Origin of the sequence: Collinsella sp. TF08-11AT (assembly GCF_003437035.1) — a bacterium.
In the GTDB taxonomy this organism is placed as follows: domain Bacteria; phylum Actinomycetota; class Coriobacteriia; order Coriobacteriales; family Coriobacteriaceae; genus Collinsella.
The window spans coordinates 221,437-244,610 of the sequence record NZ_QSRL01000002.1 but is presented as its reverse complement, the minus strand read 5'-3'; the positions used below and the strand labels follow the sequence as shown (position 1 = coordinate 244,610).

21 protein-coding genes and 3 tRNA genes are annotated in these 23,174 nt (G+C 59.0%); 13 read left to right on the top strand and 11 right to left on the bottom strand.

All coding sequences use genetic code 11. The features are described from left to right. The first annotated feature begins 3 nt into the window (after positions 1 to 3). A complete protein-coding gene (locus DXC79_RS02975) occupies positions 4 to 1,149 on the top strand; it encodes an acyltransferase family protein (protein ID WP_117635065.1) in 1,146 nt (381 codons plus the stop codon). Here the strand turns inward: DXC79_RS02975 and DXC79_RS02970 are convergent. Continuing rightward, entirely contained in the window at positions 1,146 to 2,513 is a 1,368-nt protein-coding gene (locus DXC79_RS02970) for a hypothetical protein (protein WP_117635064.1), read from the bottom strand. The two genes, DXC79_RS02975 and DXC79_RS02970, sit on opposite strands and share 4 nt — an antisense overlap. A gap of 207 nt (positions 2,514 to 2,720) precedes the next feature. On the opposite strand from DXC79_RS02970, the gene DXC79_RS02965 reads away from it, so the two are divergent. After that, the gene (locus tag DXC79_RS02965) at positions 2,721 to 3,740 is read left to right on the top strand and encodes a glycosyltransferase (protein WP_117635063.1); all 1,020 of its coding nucleotides are present in this window, start codon (positions 2,721 to 2,723) and stop codon (positions 3,738 to 3,740) included. A gap of 24 nt (positions 3,741 to 3,764) precedes the next feature. On the opposite strand, the gene DXC79_RS02960 is transcribed toward DXC79_RS02965, so the two are convergent. The 5 genes from DXC79_RS02960 to DXC79_RS02940 all read right to left on the bottom strand — a co-directional run bounded on the left by DXC79_RS02960 (position 3,765) and on the right by DXC79_RS02940 (position 8,841). After that, positions 3,765 to 5,477: an AAA family ATPase gene (locus DXC79_RS02960; RefSeq protein ID WP_255413263.1), complete on the bottom strand. Its 1,713-nt coding sequence runs from the start codon at positions 5,475 to 5,477 to the stop codon at positions 3,765 to 3,767. 287 nt (positions 5,478 to 5,764) lie between these two features. Next, on the bottom strand, positions 5,765 to 7,579 hold the full coding sequence (locus tag DXC79_RS10045; RefSeq protein ID WP_158550949.1) for a hypothetical protein: 1,815 nt from the start codon (positions 7,577 to 7,579) through the stop codon (positions 5,765 to 5,767). A 128-nt stretch (positions 7,580 to 7,707) separates the two neighbouring features. Further along, positions 7,708 to 8,127, bottom strand: coding sequence for an HI0074 family nucleotidyltransferase substrate-binding subunit (locus tag DXC79_RS02950; protein ID WP_117635061.1), 420 nt, complete (start codon positions 8,125 to 8,127; stop codon positions 7,708 to 7,710). Continuing rightward, positions 8,114 to 8,401, bottom strand: coding sequence for a nucleotidyltransferase family protein (locus DXC79_RS02945; RefSeq protein ID WP_117635060.1), 288 nt, complete (start codon positions 8,399 to 8,401; stop codon positions 8,114 to 8,116). The genes DXC79_RS02950 and DXC79_RS02945 overlap by 14 nt, the downstream gene beginning before the upstream one ends. Positions 8,402 to 8,409: 8 nt before the next feature. Further along, positions 8,410 to 8,841 (bottom strand): Rrf2 family transcriptional regulator, encoded by a 432-nt coding sequence (locus DXC79_RS02940; protein ID WP_117635059.1) that lies wholly within the window; start codon positions 8,839 to 8,841, stop codon positions 8,410 to 8,412. Between the two features lie 224 nt (positions 8,842 to 9,065). Here DXC79_RS02940 and sufC point away from each other — a divergent pair, with 224 nt between their 5' ends. Genes sufC through sufU form a run of 5 tightly spaced genes read left to right on the top strand, consistent with a single transcriptional unit; the run spans position 9,066 to position 14,311 of the window. Beyond that, the gene (gene sufC / locus DXC79_RS02935) at positions 9,066 to 9,866 is read left to right on the top strand and encodes a Fe-S cluster assembly ATPase SufC (RefSeq protein WP_117635058.1); all 801 of its coding nucleotides are present in this window, start codon (positions 9,066 to 9,068) and stop codon (positions 9,864 to 9,866) included. Between the two features lie 12 nt (positions 9,867 to 9,878). Next, the gene (sufB, locus tag DXC79_RS02930; protein WP_022094821.1) at positions 9,879 to 11,291 is read left to right on the top strand and encodes a Fe-S cluster assembly protein SufB; all 1,413 of its coding nucleotides are present in this window, start codon (positions 9,879 to 9,881) and stop codon (positions 11,289 to 11,291) included. After that, positions 11,291 to 12,562, top strand: coding sequence for a SufD family Fe-S cluster assembly protein (locus DXC79_RS02925; protein WP_117635057.1), 1,272 nt, complete (start codon positions 11,291 to 11,293; stop codon positions 12,560 to 12,562). Before sufB ends, DXC79_RS02925 begins: the two co-directional genes overlap by 1 nt. Then, positions 12,559 to 13,884 carry an aminotransferase class V-fold PLP-dependent enzyme gene (locus DXC79_RS02920; RefSeq protein WP_199408630.1) on the top strand — a complete coding sequence of 442 codons (1,326 nt, stop codon included), beginning with the start codon at positions 12,559 to 12,561 and terminating at the stop codon, positions 13,882 to 13,884. The genes DXC79_RS02925 and DXC79_RS02920 overlap by 4 nt, the downstream gene beginning before the upstream one ends. Then, positions 13,877 to 14,311 (top strand): Fe-S cluster assembly sulfur transfer protein SufU, encoded by a 435-nt coding sequence (sufU, locus tag DXC79_RS02915; RefSeq protein WP_117635056.1) that lies wholly within the window; start codon positions 13,877 to 13,879, stop codon positions 14,309 to 14,311. Before DXC79_RS02920 ends, sufU begins: the two co-directional genes overlap by 8 nt. A gap of 65 nt (positions 14,312 to 14,376) precedes the next feature. Here the strand turns inward: sufU and DXC79_RS02910 are convergent, their stop codons facing one another. Continuing rightward, positions 14,377 to 15,177 carry a transposase gene (locus tag DXC79_RS02910; RefSeq protein ID WP_117635055.1) on the bottom strand — a complete coding sequence of 267 codons (801 nt, stop codon included), beginning with the start codon at positions 15,175 to 15,177 and terminating at the stop codon, positions 14,377 to 14,379. A gap of 403 nt (positions 15,178 to 15,580) precedes the next feature. Between DXC79_RS02910 and DXC79_RS02905 the strand changes: the two genes are divergently transcribed. The 4 genes from DXC79_RS02905 to DXC79_RS02890 all read left to right on the top strand — a co-directional run bounded on the left by DXC79_RS02905 (position 15,581) and on the right by DXC79_RS02890 (position 19,645). Then, positions 15,581 to 16,315 (top strand): iron-sulfur cluster assembly scaffold protein, encoded by a 735-nt coding sequence (locus tag DXC79_RS02905; RefSeq protein WP_006235554.1) that lies wholly within the window; start codon positions 15,581 to 15,583, stop codon positions 16,313 to 16,315. A gap of 18 nt (positions 16,316 to 16,333) precedes the next feature. Next, the gene (locus DXC79_RS02900) at positions 16,334 to 17,338 is read left to right on the top strand and encodes a GGGtGRT protein (RefSeq protein WP_055252290.1); all 1,005 of its coding nucleotides are present in this window, start codon (positions 16,334 to 16,336) and stop codon (positions 17,336 to 17,338) included. A gap of 256 nt (positions 17,339 to 17,594) precedes the next feature. Continuing rightward, positions 17,595 to 19,121, top strand: a complete 1,527-nt coding sequence (locus DXC79_RS02895) for an FAD-dependent oxidoreductase (RefSeq protein WP_117635054.1) — start codon at positions 17,595 to 17,597, stop codon at positions 19,119 to 19,121. 161 nt (positions 19,122 to 19,282) lie between these two features. Then, positions 19,283 to 19,645, top strand: a complete 363-nt coding sequence (locus tag DXC79_RS02890) for a BRO family protein (protein WP_233502956.1) — start codon at positions 19,283 to 19,285, stop codon at positions 19,643 to 19,645. A 291-nt stretch (positions 19,646 to 19,936) separates the two neighbouring features. On the opposite strand, the gene DXC79_RS02885 is transcribed toward DXC79_RS02890, so the two are convergent. The 3 genes from DXC79_RS02885 to DXC79_RS02875 all read right to left on the bottom strand — a co-directional run bounded on the left by DXC79_RS02885 (position 19,937) and on the right by DXC79_RS02875 (position 20,227). Continuing rightward, positions 19,937 to 20,009: transfer RNA gene (locus DXC79_RS02885), tRNA-Lys, on the bottom strand. Between the two features lie 43 nt (positions 20,010 to 20,052). Further along, positions 20,053 to 20,128, bottom strand: a tRNA-Lys gene (locus tag DXC79_RS02880). Positions 20,129 to 20,150: 22 nt separating this feature from the next. Continuing rightward, positions 20,151 to 20,227 (bottom strand) — tRNA-His (locus tag DXC79_RS02875). A 166-nt stretch (positions 20,228 to 20,393) separates the two neighbouring features. Between DXC79_RS02875 and DXC79_RS02870 the strand changes: the two genes are divergently transcribed. Together DXC79_RS02870 and DXC79_RS02865 are read left to right on the top strand one after the other, a co-directional pair. Next, positions 20,394 to 21,575: a pyridoxal phosphate-dependent aminotransferase gene (locus DXC79_RS02870; protein ID WP_117635053.1), complete on the top strand. Its 1,182-nt coding sequence runs from the start codon at positions 20,394 to 20,396 to the stop codon at positions 21,573 to 21,575. Positions 21,576 to 21,716: 141 nt separating this feature from the next. After that, on the top strand, positions 21,717 to 22,607 hold the full coding sequence (locus DXC79_RS02865) for an ROK family protein (protein WP_117635052.1): 891 nt from the start codon (positions 21,717 to 21,719) through the stop codon (positions 22,605 to 22,607). A gap of 114 nt (positions 22,608 to 22,721) precedes the next feature. Here DXC79_RS02865 and DXC79_RS02860 read toward each other — a convergent pair whose 3' ends face one another. Next, the gene (locus DXC79_RS02860) at positions 22,722 to 23,171 is read right to left on the bottom strand and encodes a VanZ family protein (RefSeq protein ID WP_117635051.1); all 450 of its coding nucleotides are present in this window, start codon (positions 23,169 to 23,171) and stop codon (positions 22,722 to 22,724) included. Positions 23,172 to 23,174 lie beyond the last annotated feature (3 nt).

The window sequence follows — 23,174 nt, the reverse complement described above, 5'->3', positions numbered from 1 at the left end:
CTGATGGGCAGAAAAGCAAGCAGAAATACCTCCATCGAGGCGCTGCGCTTGGTCGCGGTCGCCGGGATTGCGATATTCCACACGTTTCAATGGACCTTCCAAGCCGTCTGCACCGGCGTGCCGGAATACGCATCGCTTGCGGCTTTCCCCTATTCGGGACTACTGGGATTCATTAACCTGCTGGGCTGTTGGGCCAACGAGGTCTTCTTTATGATCTCGGGGTACTTCCTTATTCCCTCGGCGGTACGCGCCCTTCAAAACGGGTCTTCCGCGCAGTGCCTCGTTTATAAATCGTTTACACGGTTAAAGAAAATCGTCTTACCCACGCTCTTTTATTGCACCGCGTGCCTGTTTGTTTCAATGTACGTCTATCCCCTACCCGAAATCTCGCTGCACGAGATTGGCTGGCTTACGTTGGGCATCGAGTTTATCTGGGTCTACGCCGCCTCCGTATTGCTTGTACCGATGATTGCGCTGGCAAGGCAGCGAATCGGCAGCAAAAGGGCCCCGTTTGTCGTAGCACTTCTAGTGTTCGCAACATTTGGAATCAACTGCTACATCGCGGCGACGGCAAACGAAGTTGCCGGTGTCGTTTTATGGCGCAAGCTCATGAGCGCTGTTACCTACCTGGTCGCGTTTATTGCGGCTGGAGAAATGCGCTTTGTCCTCGAACACCACGGCAACGCATCCGGCGCTCAAAAATCCAAGATCGCACTAATCGGACTCGTTGCCGCCACCATCGCGCTCGAGCTTCTGCTATCGGCAAATAGCCAGTACGACGCGCTCTGGAAGCTCTCCTACAAGTCCACTTCCGTCATATCCTTTATCTTGGCCGCCGCATCCGTTGCCGCCGCAGCGCTCCATCAGCCGCGCCACGAAGTCCCAGCTGCAGACAAGACAATCATGTCCCTCGCCGCAGGAACGCTCGCTTTCTACGCCGTACAGTCGTTTACCTGCAATGTCTGGCGACCCATCTTTGACAAAGCAATCTACACCATGGCGACAGGCATCCAAACGGGAGAGCCCCATCCAGCCGGCGCCATTTTGCTCGGAATCCTAATGAGCCTTTGCCTCGCGCTTGCCCTGCTCCTCGTGGATATCGTACGCAGGGCCGTGGTCGACGCCATCAAGGCTCGCATGAACAGCTAAGCAGCCTTCCGACTCCGCAGACCACGAAGCGCGCTAACACCCGAAGCAAATAGAATCGCAAAGACAATCGCCCAGTTCTTGCAGCCAAATACCGGAATATGAACGATCGCATGGTCATGCATAACAACGAAATAACCCAAAATGACAACCAGGGGCAGTGCCATGAGCAGCGACTGGATCAACACTTTACGACGACCCTCTTGCGCTCCGCCCCGTATCGAGCAAACGAGCACGGCAATCCAAATCGCCAATACGGCAGCAAACGAAACAAGACAAACGACGTTCGAGATCATCGCATAACCAGCAGTTGAGCAAATGGCGAACAGCTGCGGGCTCATGCAATAAAACTCCTTCAAAATCTGAGGCCAGTCAGCTTGGGGCAACAGTGACGAAGTCCCATGCGCAGACCAAAGACCCATCTCGCCCAGAACGTTCGAAAAGACCTCGTTCCAACCCAGTACAAATGCCGCGACAACCCATTTCATCGCCCAGGTAAACACAAACGAAAGCCCAAACCCAAAGAGCGCCTGCATCATCGTGACGACGCAGCGCTTGGGGCGCTCACCCTCGGGGAGCGCAATGAAGGCAAAAAAGCAATGCAGGGCGACAACTGCGGCAGGAATCGTTAAAAAGTCAAGAAACGAAAACACGGCGCCCGTCGCTATCGACCAAAGGACGAGGCGGCTTGTAAAAGCCCGTGCGTTCGGAGCCGATTCCAAACGAAGGCTCATGCAAGACATCATGATGAGCGCCACAAAGAACGAGATGCACAGCAGTAGATCGCCGATAACATTGAAAAACAGATTTGTCGAGAACAACAGGATTGCAAGGAAACCCAACGTCAATGGCTTTGAAAATCGCTTCCGCAAGGCAACGTAAGCGCAAGCGGAGCCGGCAATCGCCAGGGCAGCCGCAGGCACCACAACAACATCGATACCGCCAATAAACAGGCAGACATTCGTAAGTAGCTGCCATCCATGCCAATACCGGTAGTACTGCTGATGCGTAATCCCGCCGGCTTTCGTAACGTCATCAATCTCGGCAACAGTCATCGTCTTAAACGGAGAACCTTGGTCCTTTTGCCGTGCGACTTCAATGATAAAACGATTGTTATCAAAGCAAACAGGACCAGCTGCAACACGGTGGTCGTAGACATACATGTTAGACAACAGGGCCGAGGACTCCGAACCCTGCGCATGCGACTCGATAACGGGCCTCGGCAGGCAATTCGCCGCGGTATTGCTCAGGACAAATGCGACCTGAAGAACCAAAAACAGAAACATGACCTTGAAGGGAAGGCTATCTGCAAAGGAGGTTAAACGAGTTTTATTCACAGGGCATCCAAACACAAAGATCGCGTCCACAGGAATCGGCACCTATGTAATACCACAATGCGCGCTTGCAACCTCGCCACGCTCACACGTCAACAAGGCTTGTAGCAAACGTTCTTGGTGATTAGCGGGACATTACCCGCGGGTGCCCGCCTACGCTTACAATAGTCGTGTCCCATGGGACACATTGTTTATTCCGCAGGGCCGATATGCTGCCCACGCGAAAGGATATTCTCGTTCATGACTTCAACCCTTCCCGCCTCCATCGATAAGCTCGCCATCGTTGTCGTTACGTACAAGCGCCAGGAACTCCTGGCCAACTTGTTCGACTCCATGACCGAGCTCACGGCAACGCCCTGGCGCATCGTGATTGTCGATAACGAGAATTCGCGCGAGACCGAGGCCATGTGCACCGCATTCAACGAGCGTCTGGCCAACCTGTGGGGCATCGACACCGAGCAGCCCGACGCGCAGGGCGGCACCGACCGTGTCATCTACGCCCCGCAGCTCGAAAACGGCGGCGGTGCGGGTGGCTTCTCCGCTGGCACTAAATGCGCCTACGATCTGGGAGCCCAGTGGTTCTGGGTCATGGACGACGACGTGCTCGTCATCCCCGAAGGCATCGAGCGCTTGGCCAAGTGGACCGACCGCTACGATGTTATCCAGGGTTCGCGCCTGGACTTTGACGGCGGCGCCTTCTTTTGGCAGTACCAGCTCATCCTTTCGCTCGGCATCCCTAACCCCATCGCCAAGTGGGATCTGGGTCCCGAGGGCTACCGCACCATGAACCAACTGTGCTTTGAGGGCGGCATGTTCTCGCGCCGTGTGGTCGACAAGATTGGCCTGCCCGACGCGCGCTTCTTTATCTACGGCGACGATGCCTGCTACGGCTACGTAGCCAGCCAGCACTTCCCTGCCGCCGTGGTCGCCGACGTGGTGCTCAAGCGCGCCCGCGCCGTCTCTAACTGGGATATCGCCGGCAAACGACAGCTCAACTCCACGAGCGACACCAACCGCTACTACATCATGCGCAACCGAGGCTTCCTCGCTCGCTATATGCAGATCTACGGTGACTACCACCCCATGCTGTTCCGCCTGGGCAATGCCGCGACCTTCTGCAAGGAATTCATTCGTCTGGCAGCAGTCGACAAATGCTTTAAGACCGGCATTCCGGCGCTGCGCCGTGGCATGAAGGACGCCCGCAAGATCGTAAAGGATCCCAACTGGAAGCCCATGCCGCCCATGAAGGATACCGAGTAACGGAAGACGGAAACACCTCGGCGCTTAAAGCCGTTGGCACACCGCAGCCACATGCTGCCCGTCAAATCCAAACCCCCAGCGCATGCGACCCACGCCGGGTCGCGGCACACGGATTTCGTCGATGCCGTCGCGCTCTATGTCGAGCAGCGCCTGAACCGCCAACAGTTCCAGGCCCAGGGCATCGACGCCAGGGTCGTACAACATGTTGACCGTAATGAGCGGTCGCTCATCGAGCATGCCGAGCGTGTCGGCCACGTCAAACACCCGACCGGTGGGAATCACCTGGATATCCCAGCGATCCGAGACGCCACTTCGCTTGGAGCTGGGATTGCAATAGCCGGGCAGTCCAAAGCAGAGCCCCTGAAGCGCCAGATGATAGGCTGTCGGCACATCTGATTGGCCCACATCGATGCCCAGATCGCCGATAGCACAGCTCAAAGCTTGCTTTACAGTGTCCTCGTCTCCTCGGCACAGCCCGTCATGGAACGAGTCGATAACTCCAACGTCCTCAACGGCGCACTCAAACCATTCCAGAATTGCAAGACGAAGCGCCTGACGCACTTCGTTATTAGGCAGACGCAGGGAACGAAGGCACGCGCCGTCCTCCGAATGCCCCGTCATATCCGTCGTAAGGAATCCAGACAGATACAGCGCAGTCCAGATATCTTCGGGCTTGGCGGCATCGACCTCCTCGGCATGCATATGCACTGGCGCCTCAATAAACCCATGCGGCTCAACCAAATCGAACAATGTGGACAGGCGAATGAGATTCCAGTCGCCGACGCATGCGCCCAGACAGTCGGCGTAACAATACAGATCCGCCCGAACGGGCGCGACGCAATCGCGATGTGCGTAGTCCACCACGCGCTCCGGGCTCGAGCAATAAAAACCACCAAACAGATAGCCCTCGAGCCACTCACGCGCGTCATCCAGACAGCCGTTGCGACCGATGCAATCCAACAACACTTGGACTTCGTCGTCCGAAAAACCGAACCATCGATCACACCAACTCGACAACGCTGTCGCCGACCGATAGGAAACCCCACGTTGGGACAACGCAAACTCGGCATGACCGGGGCGTTCGCACATCAGACACGTCAATCGCAACGAGTCGCCGGCATCGGCAATGGTGTCGAACAACATTCGGCTGAGCGACTCTAGGGAATCCACGCTACCGTCGTCCTTAGCGTCCAAACGCTTTGGACATACCGCGTCGTAGTCGTCTATCAGAAGAACAACCTGCTCATCGAAAGCTGCCTGGAGCAGCTTGATAAGCACGCCAAGCGCCGCATCGATCTCCTTATCGCTGGCCACCCCACGCGCCGCCCTCTCGATAAGACGGACCTCACGTCTTGACAGATCAGGTGCGGCAAGCAGCGGCAGCAATCGGGCGCACTCGTTCGCGACAGCGCTGCGAATAGCCGCCGCAGCATCGGCGTCGCGCCTCGCAGCGGCAGCAGAAAAATCGAGCAAGATGACGGGATAGCACGCGTACTCATCACGAAAGCGACCACCGCCCGCCTGCCAAATCTGGGTGCCGACGAACGGGCTTCGATCCGGCCGTCGGTGATCAGATCGTTCCAAATAGCATTTGAGCATCGATAGATTCATGCTCTTGCCAAAACCCTTGGGCCGACAACAAAGCGCAACAGGTGCTTCGCTGTCCAATATATCGGCAATAAACATAGTCTTATCGACGAGTAAACACCAATTGATTGCATCAGAAAAGTCGTGCACTTCAACCGGCAGAGCTGCGTTATCCGCATAACTGAGCAACCGTGCGCCAAACGCATGAGCAACACCATAATTCGCCTGTTCAGACACCGTAAACTCTCCTTCTAACGCAGCACGATGCCCATTGTAGCGAGCGGGTAGAGCGCAACAATATCGACATGCAAACGTTTCGGGCAACGGTAGCAGCAGACCCCCGAGGGGGCATAACAAATCGTTGCACAACAAAAACGGGGCCCGATGCCGCCGCACCGGACCCCGTCCCAAACTCTTATAGAAAACGATCTAGAAGATTACTCCTCCGAGCCGTCCTCCCCAGAAGCCTTCTTCTGCTGATCGAGCTTATGCTTACCACTTACGATAGACGTAGCGCCCAGTGTGGCCAAGCTCGCGCTGGCAAGGCTCGCCATCACAATCAGATCGCCCGTCTTGGGCATGTTGCCGCCCGAGGACTTGGTAGTTGTAGTCGTCGTGGTCGTGGTGGTCACCGTTTTGGAGTCATTTTGCTCTTGGACCTGGTTGTCAGCACCGCTCTTGTCGTCGTCTTCGGACTGTTTCTTTTCGCCCTCGGCCTTGCTCTTGTCCTTCTCCTCAGATTCAGACTTCTTATCCTCGTCCTTCTTCTGTTCGGACTTGTCGCTCTTCTCCTCAGAGCTAGAACCCTTATCGGATTCGGTCTTCTCAGAAGCCTTGTCCTTGGAGTCGCCCTTTGCGGCTTCGATCTTTTCCGTGGAAACCTGATCAGAGTTGCCCTTGTTCTGGGTCGAGCCGTTATTGACGCCAGCCATCAGCGAAGAGCCCAGCGTAGAGCCAAGCTGCTCGGAGAAAGAAGGCTTCTTGTCCGGCGAAGCAACGGGAACGTCCGGCGCCTTATTCGAGTCATCCTTGGAAGCATCGGAACCAGGGGTTGCGTCAGAGCCGGAGCCGTTGTTAGAGCCGGTGCCAACGGACGAATCGCTCGAGCCGGTGGATGAGTTAGAGGTGCCAGCGCCGGTCGAACCAGAAGCGTCGCTGTCCGTATTGCCGGCAGAGCTTGAAGACGAATCGCCCGCAGCAGAGCCGTTTGAATCGGAACCGTTCGAGGTAGAGCCGTTGTTGGTAGTGCCACCAGCAGAGCCATCACCGTCAGCATCGGTCGAGGGCGCATCCATCCTGTCATCGTTAGCATCGCCACGCGAGCCGTCATTCGAATCAGGCGTCGGCGAGGGCGCCGGCGCGGGCTCGGGCTGCACGGGCGTCGCAGCGGCAGCGGCCTCGTCCTCGGCGATATAAACCAAGCAGTCCTTCAGCTCATTGCGGTAGCGGTTCTTCCAGCCCTCATGATACTGGGGCTGGCTCGAATACTTGGTCGCCACGTTATTGACCACACTGTTGGAAAGCGCCGTCACAAACTCGCGGTCGGACATATCGTTGGAGAGATTCGCCCAACGGAAGAAGTCCCTGCAGCCACCGGTGCCGCACATGTTGGTGATGCTCCACACCATGCCCTTAACGCAATCGGCACGGCCCGAAATATCAATGCCCAGGCCACTCTTGAGCCACGCCTCGGTCACCGCATAGTACGAGTTGTACGCATAGGCATCTTGAAGAGCTGAGAACTCAACAGGATCGATGTTATAAGCGCCCTGGAAGGCCTCCTGCGCAATACGGCCCAACTCGGTGAGCTGGCCGTTCTCGTACATGGCATTGCTCATGTTGGAAATCTCGCTGCCGCGATCAATCGCATCCTTGAGCATGCTGTATTTTTCGGGGTTGTAGTTGTAGGCCTGCTTCATAAACGGAATGAGCGACCAACGACGGTCGAACTGGTAATAACCCAGCGCGTTATAACCGTCACCGTACGAAAAGCCCTGGTTATAGTTGCCGTGACTCTCATATTTGGTGAAGTACTTCATCTCGGGAGTCACGTTAACAAACGAAACGCCCTGGACCGACCTCAGCACGCCCGAAAAGGACTGCTGGGTATAGAGACCCTTATCGATATCGGTCGCATCCGAGGCAACGCCCGGCGTGGGCTCCTCGGCAGCGGCGGGTGCCGGCGCGGAAACGGCGCCAAACGAAAGCGCCAGCGTCAGGCCCGCGACAATCGCAGAATGCTTGGGCTGCATAAGATCCTCCCTGCATTGGTGTAGTTAAAGTGCAGTTTGCAAAGATAAGAATAAGTATTGCAGCTCGCCCGTTGTTGCACAACAACCCCTCGGTAAACGGCAACAACCCTCCGCGAAATCTAAAGGAATTAAACAAACTGGTCGTCGGGCACCAGAAGAAGATCGCCGTAGCGTCCCATCAGCCCGTCTCTCAACTGACAGAAAGCGGGGATATAGACGTTCAAGATACGCTGAATCAAATCTTGAGCGAGCTTGTTGTCATAGATATGGACGTTCGTATTGCGGTCTCTGAGCATATCTAGCCATGCCGCCTCATCAATAAAGTCATAGAATCGGTAGGCTTCCTTCAAGATGGCACGAGGAGACCCCGATGCAGCAAGCGTGGCGCCCTCATACTCGAGCAGACGTTTAAGGAGCTTCCAGCTCAGTTCAAACTGAAGGTTGAACTTATTAATCAATCCACTCTGAACAAAATCATTGCTAAGATCCTGATTGGGTGCATCCTCAAGATTCGCCAAGGCGCTGGCAAAGTTCTCATATTTTTTCATACAGAATCACACCATCCCTGGCAATTTCATCGAGCAATTGCTGCGATAAGGACTCATCCAGATTGACGACGTCTATATCTAAAAGAGTATCAAGACGCTCCTCTATCAGATATGAGAAACGGTCGAAATCCCGGCAACCTGCTACAGCAATATCAATATCGCTCTTAGGCAGGTTGTCACCTCGAGCGCGAGAACCAAACAACACAACCTTCTCGGCGTCACATTCCCGAGCAAAAACTTCGATTTGCTTGTATACCTTGTCGAGAGATGCCATTTGCAGCCCTACAGTTTAATGTCAAAGTTGATCTCGGGGACGGCGGCCAGGTCTGCCAGGGTCACACCGTCGACGTACTTTTCGATGACCTCGTCCAGACCGCGCCAGAATTTGACGGTCGAGCAAAGATCACTGCGGGCGCAGCTGTTGTCGATGCCATCGCACGCCACCGGAGCCGTGCTGCCCTCGACGGCGCGCAGGATGTCGCCGGCACGCACCTCGGCCGGGTCCTTGGCCATCATGTAGCCGCCGCCCTTGCCGCGCACGCTCTTAAGTAGGCCCGCCTTCATGAGCGGACGAACCAGCTGTTCCAGATACTTCTGCGAAATGCGCTCGCGGTCGGCAACCTCGCGCAGAGCAATCTTGCCCTCGGCGTCACCGAGCGCCGCGATATAGATCATCAGACGGAGGGCATAGCGGCCCTTAGAAGAAATGAGCATACCTACCCTCCCATCGTTACTGGGACAACATAACCAGGTTTGTTTGTCCCAAATCTTAAGTAAGTGGGACAAACACAACAGGTTATTTTGTCCCACATCTAGAAAAGTCGAGTGGATTAGTCGGGTTTTCCCTTGACTAACGCCGAACCCATAGTAACTTTATTCCGAGAAGATTCCTAGGGTTTAGCACACCTATGAGTACACCATATACAGAGAGGGACAGCATGAGCGCAAATCCGCTGCTTTCCATCGAAGGTCTGACCGCCTCCGTGGACGAGAAGACCATCCTCCACAACGTCAACCTCAACGTCGCCGCCGGCGAGACCCACGTGCTGATGGGCCCCAACGGCGCCGGCAAGTCCACCCTCGGCCACCTGGTCATGGGCGACCCCGTCTACACGGTCAACGACGGACGTATCGTCTTTGACGGCCAGGACATCATCGAGCTCACCACCGACAAGCGTTCGCGCGCCGGCCTGTTTCTGAGCTTCCAGGCCCCGGTCGAGATCCCGGGCGTGCCGCTGTCGAGCTTTTTGCGCGCCAGCATCGCCGGCCGCCCCGGCCTGGAGATGAAGGGCAAGGAGTTCCGACGTCGCGTCAAGGAGCTCGCGGCCGAGCTTAACATGGATACCTCCTACCTCAACCGTGAGCTGGGCGTGGGCTTCTCGGGCGGCGAGAAAAAGAAGGTCGAGATGCTCCAGCTTCTGCTGCTGCAGCCCAAGCTCGCCATCCTAGACGAGACCGACTCCGGCCTGGACGTCGACGCGCTTTCCACCGTCAGCCACGGCATGGACGCCTACCGCAAGAGCTGCGACGGCTCCATGCTCATCATCACGCACAACACGCGCATCCTGGAGCACTTGGATGTCGACCGCGTCCACGTTATGGTCAAGGGTCACATCGTGCGCGAGGACGACGCCTCGCTCATCCCCTGGATCGACAAGAACGGCTTTGAGACCTTTGAGCGCGAGGCCGCCGAGCAGCGCGCCCAGGCCGAGGCCGCCGCTGCCGAGCAGCAGGCGTAAAGGGGCGACGTAATGACCAAGAACCGCACCGAGGTCGCGGACATCGACCGCAGCCTCTACGACTTCACCTATGGCGAGGAGGGATTCGAGCGCCTCGACGCCGGCATCACGCCCGACATCGTGCGCGAGATCAGCGCCAAGAAGGACGAACCGCAGTGGATGCTCGACCTGCGCCTCAAGTCCCTCGAGATCTTCAACCGCTTCCCCGATCCGACGTGGGGCCCCTCCATCGAGGGCCTGGACATGGACAACATCGTCACCTACGTCAAGCCCAACACCGACCAAAAGCACGACTGGGAGTCGGTGCCCGACGACATCAAGAACACCTTTGAGCGCCTGGGCATCCCCGAGGCCGAGCGCAGCTACCTGGCGGGCGTCGGCGCGCAGTACGACTCCGAGCTGGTCTACCACAACATGCAGGACACCGCGTCCAAGATGGGTATCGTCTATTCCGGCATCGAGGAGGCCCTGCACGACCCGCAGTGGGAGCCGCTCATCCACGAGAAGTTTATGACGCTCATCCCGCCCACCGACCACAAGTTTGCGGCCCTGCACGGCGCCGTATGGTCGGGCGGCTCGTTTGTCTACGTGCCCAAGGGCACCAAGTTGGACTTCCCGCTGCAGAGCTACTTCCGCCTTAACGCCAAGGGCGCCGGCCAGTTTGAGCACACGCTCATCATCGTCGAGGACGACGCCGACCTGCACTTCATCGAGGGTTGCTCCGCGCCCAAGTACAACGTTGCCAACCTCCACGCCGGCGCCGTCGAGCTCTTTGTGGGCAAGCGTGCGCACCTGCGCTACTCGACCATCGAGAACTGGTCCAAAAACATGTACAACCTCAACACCAAGCGTGCGCGCGTGGACGAGGATGGCGACATAGAGTGGATCAGTGGCTCCTTCGGCAGCCACGTGGGCTACCTCTACCCCATGAGCGTGCTCAACGGCCGCCGCGCCCGGTCGAGCTTTACCGGCATCACCTTTGCCGGCGCCGGGCAGAATCTCGACACCGGCTGCAAGGTCGTGCTCAACGCCCCCGAGACCTCGGCGACCGTCGAGACCAAGGGCATCTCCAAGAGCGGCGGCATCCAGACGTTCCGCAGCTCTATTGTGGCGACACCCAAGGCCGAGGGTTCCAAGGCAACCGTGAGCTGCCAGTCGCTGATGCTCGACGACCAGAGCCGCTCCGACACCATCCCCGCCATGGACATCCGCGCCAAGAACGTCGACATCGGCCACGAGGCCACCATCGGCCGCATCGGCGACGACAAGGTGTTCTACCTGATGAGCCGCGGCATCTCGGAGGAAGAGGCCCGCACCATGATCGTCAACGGCTTTGCCAACCCGGTCTCCAAGGAGCTGCCGCTGGAGTACGCCGTCGAGATGAACAACCTGATCAAGCTCGAGATGGAAGGAGCGATCGGATAATGAAACAGGAAACCAACACCGCTGCTACCACACTCGAGCAGGTCAACGCGATGCCCGCAGCAACCTGGGGCTGGTTGAAAATGAACCAGACCAAGCTCGAGCTCTCTGACGAGCTTGTCGCCGCTCCCGCCGATGCCGTTGAGGTCGAAGGCTTGGGCGAACAGTTTATTGGCGTGACAGACGCGTTCGACGCCGCCATGGAAGCCATGGCCGAGCGCTTCCCCGAGCGCCGTACCGCTGCCCCCGGTGATGCCGCCGACCGCGCCCGCATCACGCCCGAGACCGAGCTCGACGTGCCCGCCACCTCTGTCTACCAGGCCGGCGCCATCAAGCTCGAGGAGGAGCTCTCCCCTGCCGAGGCCTTCGAGACCGGCATGGGCGAGGCTGCCTATGCGTATCTGACCGAGCACGCCACCAAGCGCATCGTCATCGATGTTCCCGCCTACCAGCACGCCGCCGTTACCGTGCGCGTGAGTGGCGTCGACGCAGCGGCTGCGATTGCCGCCATCGACGTCGTCGCCCGCCCGCAGGCAACGCTCGACCTCGCCCTAGCCCTGGACTCCCCCGTTGCCGGCGAGGGCGTCGTGGGCTCCGTGCTGCGTGTGTGCGCCCACGAGTACGCCACCGTCAACGTGACCTGCACGCAGACACTCGACGACAGCTGGATCGCACTCGACGACACCGGCCTGTTCCTAGACGAGGGCGCGCGCGTCAACGTGCAACACACCGTCCTGGGTGCCGGCGCCAGCGCCACCGGCCTTGCCGGCGACCTGCTGGGCGATACCGCCAAGGTCACCATCGATACTGACTACCTGGGCGCCCGCGAGCAGGTACGCGACTTTAACTACGAGCTGCGCCACCGCGGTCGCAAGACCGAGTGCGAAATCGACGCCAACGGCGTGCTGACCGGCACGTCCAAGAAGGTCTACCGCGGCACCATCGACCTCGTGCACGGCTGCAAGGGTGCAACCGGCACCGAGCGCGAGACGGTGCTTTTGGCCAACAAGGGCGTCGACAACAAGACCGTTCCCGTCATCCTCTGCGACGAGGACGACGTCGCCGGCAACCACGGCGCCACCATCGGTCACGTCCGCGACGAGCAGCTGTTCTACCTCGCCTGCCGCGGCCTTGACCAAAACGCCGCCGAGGACCTGTTCATCCGCGCCAAGCTGGAGGACGCCGCGCTTTCCGCCACCGACGAGCGCACCCGCGCCGCCGTCGTCCGCCTGGGCAACAACCTGATCGACAACTTTGAAGAGGAGCTCGCATGATCGACACCGAGCACGTTAAATGCGACACCTGCACCGCCCCCGAGCCCATGGAGCTCGACGCCAGCGACGAGGCTTCGCGCGGCTGGCCCACCGTAGATATCGAGACCAACCCCTACAAGGGCCAGTTCCCGCTGTTCCAGCAGCACCCCGAGATCGCCTTCCTCGATAGCGCCGCCACCGCGCAGCGCCCTGCCTGTGTGCTCGACGCCGAACGCGACTTCTACCAGCGCATGAACGCCAACCCCCTGCGCGGCCTGTACTCGCTGTCCGTCGAGGCCACCGACGCCATCGCGAAGGTCCGCCAACAGATCGCCGATCTCATCGGCGCCCCCAGCGCCAACGAGATCGTCTTCACCCGCAACACGAGCGAGTCGCTCAACCTGGTCGCCAAGAGCTTTGCGTCCACAGTGCTCGAACCGGGCGACGAGGTCGTCATCACCATCATGGAGCACCACTCCAACCTGATTCCGTGGCAGCAGGTCTGCCGCGAGACCGGTGCCAAGCTCGTCTACCTCTACCCCACCAAGACCGGCCAGCTCACGACCGAGGAGGTTCTGGCCAAGGTGGGCCCCAAGACCAAGATCCTGGCCGTGGGTCAGGTCTCTAACGTCCTGGGCGTCGAGAATCCGGTCAAGAACCTCGGCAAGCTCGTGCACAAGTACGGCGGCTATCTGGTCGTCGACGGCGCACAGTCGCTGCCGCACATGCCAGTCAATGTGGCCGATCTGGGCGCCGACTTCTTTGCCTTTAGCGCGCACAAGGCCATGGGCCCCATGGGCATCGGCGTGCTGTGGGGCAAGATGGACCTGCTCAACGCCATGCCGCCCATGCTTACCGGCGGTGAGATGATCGACTCGGTTACCGAGCAGGACGCCGTCTGGGCGCCCGTTCCCGAGAAGTTCGAGGCCGGCACGCAGGACGCCGCCGGCATCTTCGCCACGGGCGCGGCGCTTGACTACCTGGTCAACACGGTAGGCTACGAAAACATCCAGGCACGCGAGCAGGCACTCGTCCACTACCTGATGGGCGAGCTCATGCAGCTCGACTTTGTCCAGATCATCGGCTCAATCTATTGGGATAACCACCACGGCGTCGTGAGCTTTAATGTCAAGGGCATCCACCCGCACGATGTCGCGAGCATCATGGACATGGACGGCGTCTGCATCCGCGCCGGTCACCACTGCGCGCAGCCGCTGCTCACCTGGCTGGGCGTCGAGAACCTCGCCTGCTGCCGCGCCAGCGTGGCCTTCTACAACGACAAGGCCGATATCGACAAGTTCATCGCCGGCCTGCATCACGTTTGGAGCACGTTCAATGGGTAATCTGTACACCTCCACCACATTTATGGAGCACAACTCGCACCCCGACTACAAGTACGAGATGGATGCCCCCACGCACGAGCACGACGGCATCAACCCCAGCTGCGGAGACGAACTCACTCTGCAGCTACGTGTCGAGAACAACGTGATCGAGGAGGCCTCCTTTACCGGTCACGGCTGCGCCATCAGCCAGGCAAGCGCCGACATCATGGCCGACCTCATCACCGGCGAGACCGTCGAGGAAGCTCACCGCCTGGCAGAGCTCTTCCTCGCCATGATCCGCGGCGAGCAGCTCTCCGAGGAAGACCTGGAAGACCTAGACGAAGCCGCCCAGCTCCAGGACATCTCGCACATGCCCGCCCGCGTCAAATGCGCCGAGCTCGCCTGGCGCACCCTCGACGGCATGCTCACGGGACAAAATAATCAGTAGTATTTGTCCCAAATCTTAAGAATTTTGTTGGCCGAATCGCTAGACAAGAGTGGTTCGGCCATTTTCTATTCCGAGCCCTCAGCCTGAGCATTCACCCGCGCATAAGCGCGCACGATACGAGAGACGGTACTCTTGCTGATTCCCGTATACCGTTCGATCTCGCGCACCGTGTAGCCGCCATCGTGCAGGGCGAAAATGATTCCGTCTCGCCGCGAGGGTGCTACGGTCTTGAGTTCGTTGAGCGGCACACCCAGGCGCTTCGCCATCTTGTCGGCAAACGCACGCCGCTCCCACTCCGTCTCATCCATATCGTGAATCACCGGATCGGAACCATCGGGCATCGACAGAGAATAATCCAGAAACCCCTTGGCAGACTCAAAGAGCTCGAGAACACAAGAAGGGTCCGAAAATCCCCTCGTCATATCGTTGTCATACGCTCGAAGATACTCGGCAAAGCTGCTCCAGGGATAACGCTCGATCAGGGCGATACCCGCCTCCTGCGGATTAGCGTGAACATAGCGAATGGCAGCCATCAGATAACGGTCGGTATCGAGCGAGCGCCGGTCAAAACGGTTCTGGAACAGATGGCCCGTGCGCCCCGTGCGTTTATTGAACCGCCGCGCGTACGTCAAAAGCAGCCGGTGCATCGCCGCGCTCATCGCGTCCTCGTAATCTGCAAGCACCAAATGCACGTGATTGCCCATAAGGCACCAGGCGACAACCGTCACGCCCGCCTCGCGGCAGCAATCGCGCATCAGCTCCAAAAACTCCCACCGGTCTTCATCGCCCTCAAAGATGAGCTGCTTGCCCACACCGCGGGCACAGACATGGTAAAAGCCGGTAACCGTTCTCCAAACGCGCTGCATGGCGCTCCCTTCGCCGGGATCTGATTGCCATCCAATACAGCACGATTGAAGCGTGCCATCAAAACATTCACGCAAAACAATACACTCGCGCGGCCAAAGGCAGTAAACGGGCGGCGAACGGCACCGTTGCAACAGGTCAGACCCCGCAACGCATACAAGAGCTGACCAAAAGCTTGCCCAAGACGAACCCCCTCTACGGAAGTTCGCGACCACAGAACATATAGTTAAACCGTTTCAATTAAAACTTCCGGACTTCTCGCTACGAAAACTGAGCCGTTCGCCGAATATTCCGTGCATTTCGCGGTATTATAGGGGCTGCATGTCATGTCCCTTTCGAAGGGTCGCCCGGCAATCGCCAGCCACGACCCCCAGACGGGACGCCAACACGATAGAGAGGAGAGGCATGCAGTACTCACAGGAAGTGGAGAACATGTGCCCCGTTGCCAAGGGTGCATACCACGGCCCCGCACCCATCCCCGAGGAGGGCAAGTGGGTCCAGGCTAAGGAGATTTCCGACATCTCCGGTCTTACGCACGGTGTGGGTTGGTGCGCACCTCAGCAGGGCGCCTGCAAGCTCACGCTGAACGTCAAGGACGGCATCATCGAGGAGGCCCTCGTTGAGACCATCGGCTGCTCGGGCATGACCCACTCTGCCGCCATGGCTTCCGAGATCCTTCCCGGTAAGACCATCCTCGAGGCCCTCAACACCGACCTCGTCTGCGACGCCATCAACGTTGCTATGCGCGAGATCTTCCTGCAGATCGTTTACGGCCGCAGCCAGACCGCGTTCTCCGAGGGCGGCTTGCCCGTGGGCGCCTCCCTCGACGACCTCGGCAAGGGCCTTCGCTCTCAGGTCGGCACCATGTTCGGCACCAAGGCCAAGGGCGCTCGTTACCTCGAGCTCGCTCAGGGCTACGTCACCCGCATGGCTCTCAACGACAAGAACGAGATCATCGCATTCGAGTTCCTGAACCTCGGCAAGTTCACCGACGCCGTCAAGGCCGGCAAGACCCCCGAGGAGGCCATCGCTGGCGCTATGGGCCACTATGGTCAGTGGGAGAACGCTGCCAAGTACATCGACCCGCGCACCGACGAGGAGACTCACTCCGTCGCCAGCGTGTTCCCGGTTCACGAGTAGAAAGGGAGGGAAATAACTATGACTGTTACGTTCGAAGGTTACGAGCGCCGCGCTGACAAGATCAACAAGTGCCTCGCCGACAACGGCATCGCCTCCCTCGAGGAAGCTCTGCAGATCTGCACCGACAAGGGCTTCAACCCGCGTGAGATCGTCAACAACACCCAGTCCATCGCCTTCCAGAACGCCGAGTGGGCCTACACCCTCGGCTGCGCTCTCGCTGTCAAGCGTGGCGCCAAGACTGCTTCTGAGGCTGCCGCCATCATCGGCGAGGGCATCCAGGCCTTCACCGTTCCCGGCTCCGTCGCTGAGGACCGCAAAGTCGGTCTGGGCCACGGCAACCTGGGCGCTATGCTGCTCTCCGACGACACCGAGTGCTTCGCCTTCCTGGCCGGCCACGAGTCCTTCGCTGCCGCTGAGGGTGCTATCGGCCTGGCTCTGAACGCCAACAAGGCTCGCAAGAAGCCGCTGCGCGTTATCCTGAACGGTCTGGGCAAGGACGCCGCCCAGATCATCGCCCGCATCAACGGCTTCACCTATGTGAAGACTCAGTTCGACTACTACACGGGCGAGCTCAAGGTCGTCGAGACCATCCCCTACTCCGATGGTCCCCGCGCTGCCGTTAACTGCTACGGCTCCGACGACGTCCGCGAGGGCGTTGCCATCATGTGGCACGAGAACGTCGACATCTCGATCACCGGCAACTCCACCAACCCCACGCGCTTCCAGCACCCCGTCGCTGGCACCTACAAGAAGGAGCGCCTCGAGGCTGGCAAGAAGTACTTCTCCGTCGCTTCTGGTGGCGGCACTGGCCGTACCCTGCACCCGGACAACATGGGCGCCGGCCCTGCCTCTTACGGCATGACCGACACCATGGGCCGTATGCACTCCGACGCCCAGTTCGCCGGTTCTTCCTCCGTGCCTGCGCACGTCGACATGATGGGTCTCATCGGCATGGGCAACAACCCCATGGTCGGTGCCACCGTCGCCTGCGCTGTCGCCGTCGAGGAGGCCCTCAAGGCCTAATCGCGCCCGCGCGATGCTCATATAGTTGAGCTTTAGAGCCGCTACCTTTCGAGGTAGCGGCTCTTTTTGTTTGCGCTATCGCAGGGTAGCGAATGCCGATATATCAGTTGGGGCGAAATACGAGATGTGACGAGATGAAACGTCAGAGCGTCCATGACGCCCACCTGTCATATGTGCCCTTTACCGATTTGCCGAGTCTTTGCGGCCCCATTACCGATCACCCGTGCGACAATGCGCCGGACGAGAAAGGAATCCGATGGAATCGACTGATGTACTGGTAATTGGATCTGGCATTGCGGGCCTTTGCGCCGCCATCGAAGCGGCGCGCACGGGTGCAACCGTCGCTGTGGCAAGCGCCGGCAAGACTATGAGTGGATCGAGTTTCTTCCCCGGAACCTGGGGCTTGGGGCTTATCGGACCCGTTAACGAAGACGACGAACAAGACCTCATCGACACCATCCAGACCGTTGGTGGCGGCGTCGCCGACCCCGAGCTTGTCCAGACGTTTGTCCACGGCATTCCCCAGGCAATTGAATGGCTCGAGCAAGACCTGGGCGTTGAGCTCCAGCGTCCGCAAAGCGCTGAGAGCGCTCAGCAAAAGCAGTTTATCCCCTGCTTTGACCACAAGACGCGCATGTGGCGCGGCCTCACCCGCAAGCCCCTTGAGGACGCTCTGACGACCCGAATCGAGTCACTCGGCATTCGCCTGCTCCCCCGCCATGAGCTTATCGACCTTGTTGAGAACACGAACGGCAGAATCACCGGAACCGTGCTCTACGACCTTACCGAAAATCGAATCGTGCCCTTTGCTGCCAAGGCCACGATCATCGCAGCCGGTGGCACAGGCGGCCTGTTCGAGCGCAGCCTTACGTCGGCTGATGTGCTCAGCTCCTCGCAGGCCATCGCACTGGCGCACGGCGCATCGCTTACTAATATAGAATTCATGCAGATGATGCCCGGCTTCATCGAGCCCAAGCGCAACCTGGTCTTCAACGAGAAAACCTGGCGCTACGTACATGTAGACCAGCCGGTCGATATTGCCGACGGCAAGCTAAACGATCTGCTTGAGCAGCGCTCTGGATATGGTCCTTTCACCTCGCGCTTGGCCTCCCGCGCCATCGACCTCGTCATAGATCAGGCAGGTGCAGAGGGCCTGGCGCTCCACTACGACTTCCCCCGCGAGGACATCCCCGAGTTTGTGCAGACCTTTGCCACCTGGCTGCAAGACGAGCACGGCATCGCGCCGACCGACGAGATGCGCGTGGCGATGTATGCCCACGCCGCCAACGGCGGTATCAAAATCGACAAGACCGCGTACGCAGGCGTTGAGGGCCTCTACGCCTGCGGTGAGGCAACAGGCGGCATGCACGGCGCCGACCGCATTGGTGGCTTGTCAAGCGCCAACGGCATCGTGTTCGGGCGCATCGCAGGCGCATCGGCAGCCCAAGCAGCACAGAAAGAGCCCGAGACAGCCCTGAAGGCGGATATCGCCCTCCCCCAGTACGGCATAGCCGCAACAGATGCTGAACGCCTGACACACAGCCTAAGGCACACGATGAGCACCTATTGCATGATCAACAGGACCGAAACAGGCCTATCCGAGGCACTGCACGAGCTTGAAAACATTCAAGATGATGCCACAGCTCTAAATAAGCCGCATGCCAACGACAGCGAAATCGCTGCGCTCGCCCGCATACAGTCGCAGATTCAGCTAGCACAGAAAATGGTCAAAGCCATGCGCAAGCGAACCGAAAGCCTCGGATCGCACTATCGAGCGAATTAAACTGGACACCCATCTAAAGCAAAACACAACTAATCGATATCTATGGGCCCCGTGAAATCGAAGTGGCACGGGGCCCATTCGTGTCCGCACGGCAGCGTATCCTAATTCTGAATACAGAGCGGGCAAAGCCCGCATAGACAATAGGCCAGCGAGGAGGAGATATGGACAGTAGAGATATCGAGAAGTGGCGTGTCGAACTTGATAGCTACGCCAATGTGGAAGACGGCGTTGAGTATTGGCTCGCACGCGATTTAATGGAACCTATGGGGTACACTCGATGGGAGAACTTTGCCGAAGTTGTTAAGAGGGCAAAAGTCTCGTGCGAAACAAACAAAACTCCAGTTGATTCCCATTTTCGTGACACCACGAAAATGGTAACTGCCGGTGTCGCCGCTCGCGCGGTTAAAGACTACAAACTTACGCGCTATGCATGCTATTTAATCGCCCAGAACGGAGATTCAAACAAGCAAGAAATCGCGCTCGCACAGGCGTACTTCGCCGTGCAGACGCGCCGGTTTTACTGATCCCCAGGGTAGACTCGATCTGTGAAAGCGGCTGTGCCCTTTCGGGTTCGACCCCAAGCGAGGTCAACAAAAAAGACGGCCAACTTTCGTTGACCGTCTTAACTTGCTTTGGTGGGCCGTCAGGGGGTCAGCCTGCTTTGCAGGCGGCCGCTGCGGCGCTTCGCGCCTTGCGCGCTGCGCTGGTAAATGCTCACGCATTTCCTCAGCTCCGCGCCCCGACGGGTTCGACCCCATGAAAGGTCAACAAAAAAAGACGGCCAACCTTCGTTGACCGTCTTAATCATCTTTGGGTGGGCCGTCAGGGGGTCGAACCCTGGACCTTGGGATTAAGAGTCCCCTGCTCTACCAACTGAGCTAACGACCCAAAGCTAAAGTCCGTTGTGGCGGACTTTAGAGGAGATATCGTGTGGTGGGCCGTCAGGGGGTCGAACCCTGGACCTTGGGATTAAGAGTCCCCTGCTCTACCAACTGAGCTAACGACCCGATATCAACACGAAGCAAGAACTGGGGTGGGTAAAGGGACTCGAACCCTCGACCTACGGGACCACAACCCGTCGCTCTAGCCAACTGAGCTACACCCACCGTGTCCTGTGCGCTTCGCGCTCGACTATTATTGCAAGGAACGCCACGCGATGCAAGCCCCAATTTTCAAGAATTTTGAAAAGAGTTTTTCAAGCGCGTTTCGAGCAATTCCCACCGGTTTCATAGGAGTAAACTTGCCCCACTGCAAATGCTCGAAAGGACCGGCATGAAAGAACTCTCCAACCGTACGGCAACGTTTACCGATTCGGTCATCCGCCGCATGACACGCATCTCCAATAAGTACGGCGCTGTCAATCTCTCGCAGGGCTTCCCTGACTTCGATCCCCCGGCGCAGCTGCTCAATAGCCTGAGCACCATCGCCGCCGACCCCAAGCCGCTTTACCACCAGTACTCCATCACCTGGGGCTCCCAGGCCATGCGCGAGGCGCTCGCCGCCAAGCAGGAGCACTTTATGGGCATGCCGGTGAACCCCAACGAGAATATCGTAGTCACTTGCGGCTCCACCGAGGCCATGATGGCCGCCATGATGACGGTCACGAACCCCGGCGACAAGGTCGTCATTTTCTCGCCGTTCTACGAAAACTACGGCGCCGACACGATCCTTTCGGGCGCCGAGCCCATCTACGTGCCGCTCAACCCGCCCACATTCGACTTTGACCGCGAGACGCTCGAGGCAGCCTTCCGCGACAACGATCCCAAGGCGATCGTCCTGTGCAACCCGTCCAACCCCTGCGGCAAGGTCTTTACCCGCGAGGAGCTCACCTTTATCGCCGACCTCTGCAAAAAGTACGACGCCTACTGCATCACCGACGAAGTCTACGAACACATCGTCTACGCGCCCCACGAGCACGTGTACATGGCCACGCTGCCCGGCATGTTTGAGCGCACCATCAGCTGCAGCTCACTGTCTAAGACGTACTCCATCACCGGCTGGCGTCTGGGCTACACCATTGCCCCAGCCCAGATCACCGAGCGCATCAAGAAGGTCCACGACTTCCTCACCGTAGGCGCCGCCGCTCCCCTGCAGGAAGCCGTCGTCACCGCCCTCAACTTCGACGACAGCTATTACCAGGAGGTCCTCGACCTCTACACCGCCAAGCGCGACCTGTTCTGTCAGGGACTCGACAGCATCGGCCTTACGCACAACGTGCCGCAGGGCGCCTACTACGTGATGATGGATATCTCGGAGTTTGGCTATGACAGCGACCTCGACTTCTGCGAGGATTTGGCCTCCAAGGTGGGCGTGGGCGCCGTTCCGGGCTCGAGCTTCTTCCGCGAGCCCGTCAACCATCTGATTCGTTTCCACTTTGCCAAGCGAGACGAGACGCTCAACGCTGCGCTTGAGAACCTCAAGTCGCTACGTGATAAAATCAACCCGCGCGGGTAAAGACGGCCCGGCAACTAAAGTAACCAAAGAAGCCCCGCATCGCCCGCCGCGTTGCGAGGCTTCTTTTTATAGCGCTTTCTTAAATGGTTTAGAGCGCTATATTTTAGTCACGGAGCAACTCATCCCGGAGAGAGGAATACTATGGCAGAGCAGCAGCTTATCGGAGCGCTCGAGGCCGGCGGCACCAAGATGGTCTGCGCCACGGGCTATGCAGACGGCACGGTCCTGGAACGCGAGCAGATTGCGACCACGACCCCGCAGGAGACCGTTGAGGCCGTCAACGCATGGTTTGCCGACAAGGACATCGCCGCGCTGGGCATCGGCGCCTTTGGCCCCACCGCAGTCAACCCTGCCTCGTCCCAATACGGCAAGATCCTGGAGACGCCCAAAACGGCATGGCGCTACTTTGACCTGCTGGGCACCATCCAAAACGAGCTCAATATTCCCTGCGGCTACGACACCGACGTCAACGTCGCCTGCCTGGGCAAGGTCACCTTTGGTTGCGCCCAGGGCCTCACTGACGTGGTGTATCTGACCATCGGTACCGGCGTGGGCGCCGGCGTGCTCTCGGGCGGTAAGCTCGTGCACGGCATGATGCATCCCGAGGCCGGCCACATCCTGGTCACGCGCGACCCGCGCGACACCATCGGCGAGCACAGCGGCTGCCCCTTCCACGACAACTGCCTCGAGGGCCTCATCGCCGGCCCCGGCGTTAGAAAGCGCTGGGATGGCAAGAGCGCCGGAGACATGGCTGATGACCCGGAAGCCATGGACCTGCTCGCCGGCTATCTGGCACAGGCACTCATGACCTACACGCTGTGCTACGCGCCGCAAAAGATCATCGTCGGCGGCGGCGTGGCCGACCACACTCCCATCGTGCCGCTCGCGCGCAAGAAGTGCGCCGAGATGCTCAACGGCTACATCGTCACGCCCGAGATGGCCGACATTGATAGCTATATCGTCAACAACAGCCTCGAGGGCAAACAGGGCATTATGGGCTGCTTGGCCCTGGGCGCTCAGGCGCTTCAGTAGCAGACGCACCCACAGGGCGTGGCGCGCCCGGCAAATCCGACCTACGGAACGACGCCACCACGCCTCATATAAGCCCTCAAATAAAAAAGGCCGCCTAGGACCAAACAATACGTCCTAGGCGGCTTTTTTGGCGCGCATCAGCGGCCGTAAGAGATATCGGAGCACAACGCCCGTTGCCGCACCACAGCAGTCGATCATCACATCGGTGATCATGCCGGCGCGTCCCGGCACAAAGAGCTGAATCGTCTCGTCGATCGAGGGAATCAGCAGCAGGAACACCGCCGTGGGCAGCAGCACGTCAAAGGTGCGCCGGCCCTCAAAATCAAAGGCGTGCGTTGCCAAGATACCGAGCACCATATACTCGGTAAAATGCGCGCACTTGCGAACAACAAAATTGGTCACCCATGCATATGGAAGTCCCACGCCGTGCAGGGAACCGCGGATAGCTTCCATGACTGTTAGGCTCAGCGAGCCCGACCCCGAGCCGGGAACCAGCGAATTGCCCCAGATCAAGAGCGCCATCAGGCAGGTCACGACCGCCCATTTTCGATTGATCTTAACCATGCA

Excerpts from the sequence above, each read along its gene's own strand:
- sufU (WP_117635056.1), top strand. The coding sequence starts at position 13,877 with ATGGGTAATCTGTACACCTCCACCACATTTATGGAGCACAACTCGCAC.
- DXC79_RS02965 (WP_117635063.1), top strand. The coding sequence starts at position 2,721 with ATGACTTCAACCCTTCCCGCCTCCATCGATAAGCTCGCCATCGTTGTC.
- DXC79_RS02870 (WP_117635053.1), top strand. The coding sequence starts at position 20,394 with ATGAAAGAACTCTCCAACCGTACGGCAACGTTTACCGATTCGGTCATC.
- DXC79_RS02925 (WP_117635057.1), top strand. The coding sequence starts at position 11,291 with ATGAAACAGGAAACCAACACCGCTGCTACCACACTCGAGCAGGTCAAC.
- DXC79_RS02975 (WP_117635065.1), top strand. The coding sequence starts at position 4 with ATGGGCAGAAAAGCAAGCAGAAATACCTCCATCGAGGCGCTGCGCTTG.
- DXC79_RS02950 (WP_117635061.1), bottom strand. The coding sequence starts at position 8,127 with ATGAAAAAATATGAGAACTTTGCCAGCGCCTTGGCGAATCTTGAGGAT.
- DXC79_RS02905 (WP_006235554.1), top strand. The coding sequence starts at position 15,581 with ATGCAGTACTCACAGGAAGTGGAGAACATGTGCCCCGTTGCCAAGGGT.
- sufC (WP_117635058.1), top strand. The coding sequence starts at position 9,066 with ATGAGCGCAAATCCGCTGCTTTCCATCGAAGGTCTGACCGCCTCCGTG.
- DXC79_RS02865 (WP_117635052.1), top strand. The coding sequence starts at position 21,717 with ATGGCAGAGCAGCAGCTTATCGGAGCGCTCGAGGCCGGCGGCACCAAG.
- DXC79_RS02860 (WP_117635051.1), bottom strand. The coding sequence starts at position 23,171 with ATGGTTAAGATCAATCGAAAATGGGCGGTCGTGACCTGCCTGATGGCG.
- DXC79_RS02940 (WP_117635059.1), bottom strand. The coding sequence starts at position 8,841 with ATGCTCATTTCTTCTAAGGGCCGCTATGCCCTCCGTCTGATGATCTAT.
- DXC79_RS10045 (WP_158550949.1), bottom strand. The coding sequence starts at position 7,579 with ATGCAGCCCAAGCATTCTGCGATTGTCGCGGGCCTGACGCTGGCGCTT.
- DXC79_RS02910 (WP_117635055.1), bottom strand. The coding sequence starts at position 15,177 with ATGCAGCGCGTTTGGAGAACGGTTACCGGCTTTTACCATGTCTGTGCC.
- DXC79_RS02920 (WP_199408630.1), top strand. The coding sequence starts at position 12,559 with ATGATCGACACCGAGCACGTTAAATGCGACACCTGCACCGCCCCCGAG.
- DXC79_RS02890 (WP_233502956.1), top strand. The coding sequence starts at position 19,283 with ATGGACAGTAGAGATATCGAGAAGTGGCGTGTCGAACTTGATAGCTAC.
- DXC79_RS02895 (WP_117635054.1), top strand. The coding sequence starts at position 17,595 with ATGGAATCGACTGATGTACTGGTAATTGGATCTGGCATTGCGGGCCTT.
- sufB (WP_022094821.1), top strand. The coding sequence starts at position 9,879 with ATGACCAAGAACCGCACCGAGGTCGCGGACATCGACCGCAGCCTCTAC.
- DXC79_RS02945 (WP_117635060.1), bottom strand. The coding sequence starts at position 8,401 with ATGGCATCTCTCGACAAGGTATACAAGCAAATCGAAGTTTTTGCTCGG.
- DXC79_RS02900 (WP_055252290.1), top strand. The coding sequence starts at position 16,334 with ATGACTGTTACGTTCGAAGGTTACGAGCGCCGCGCTGACAAGATCAAC.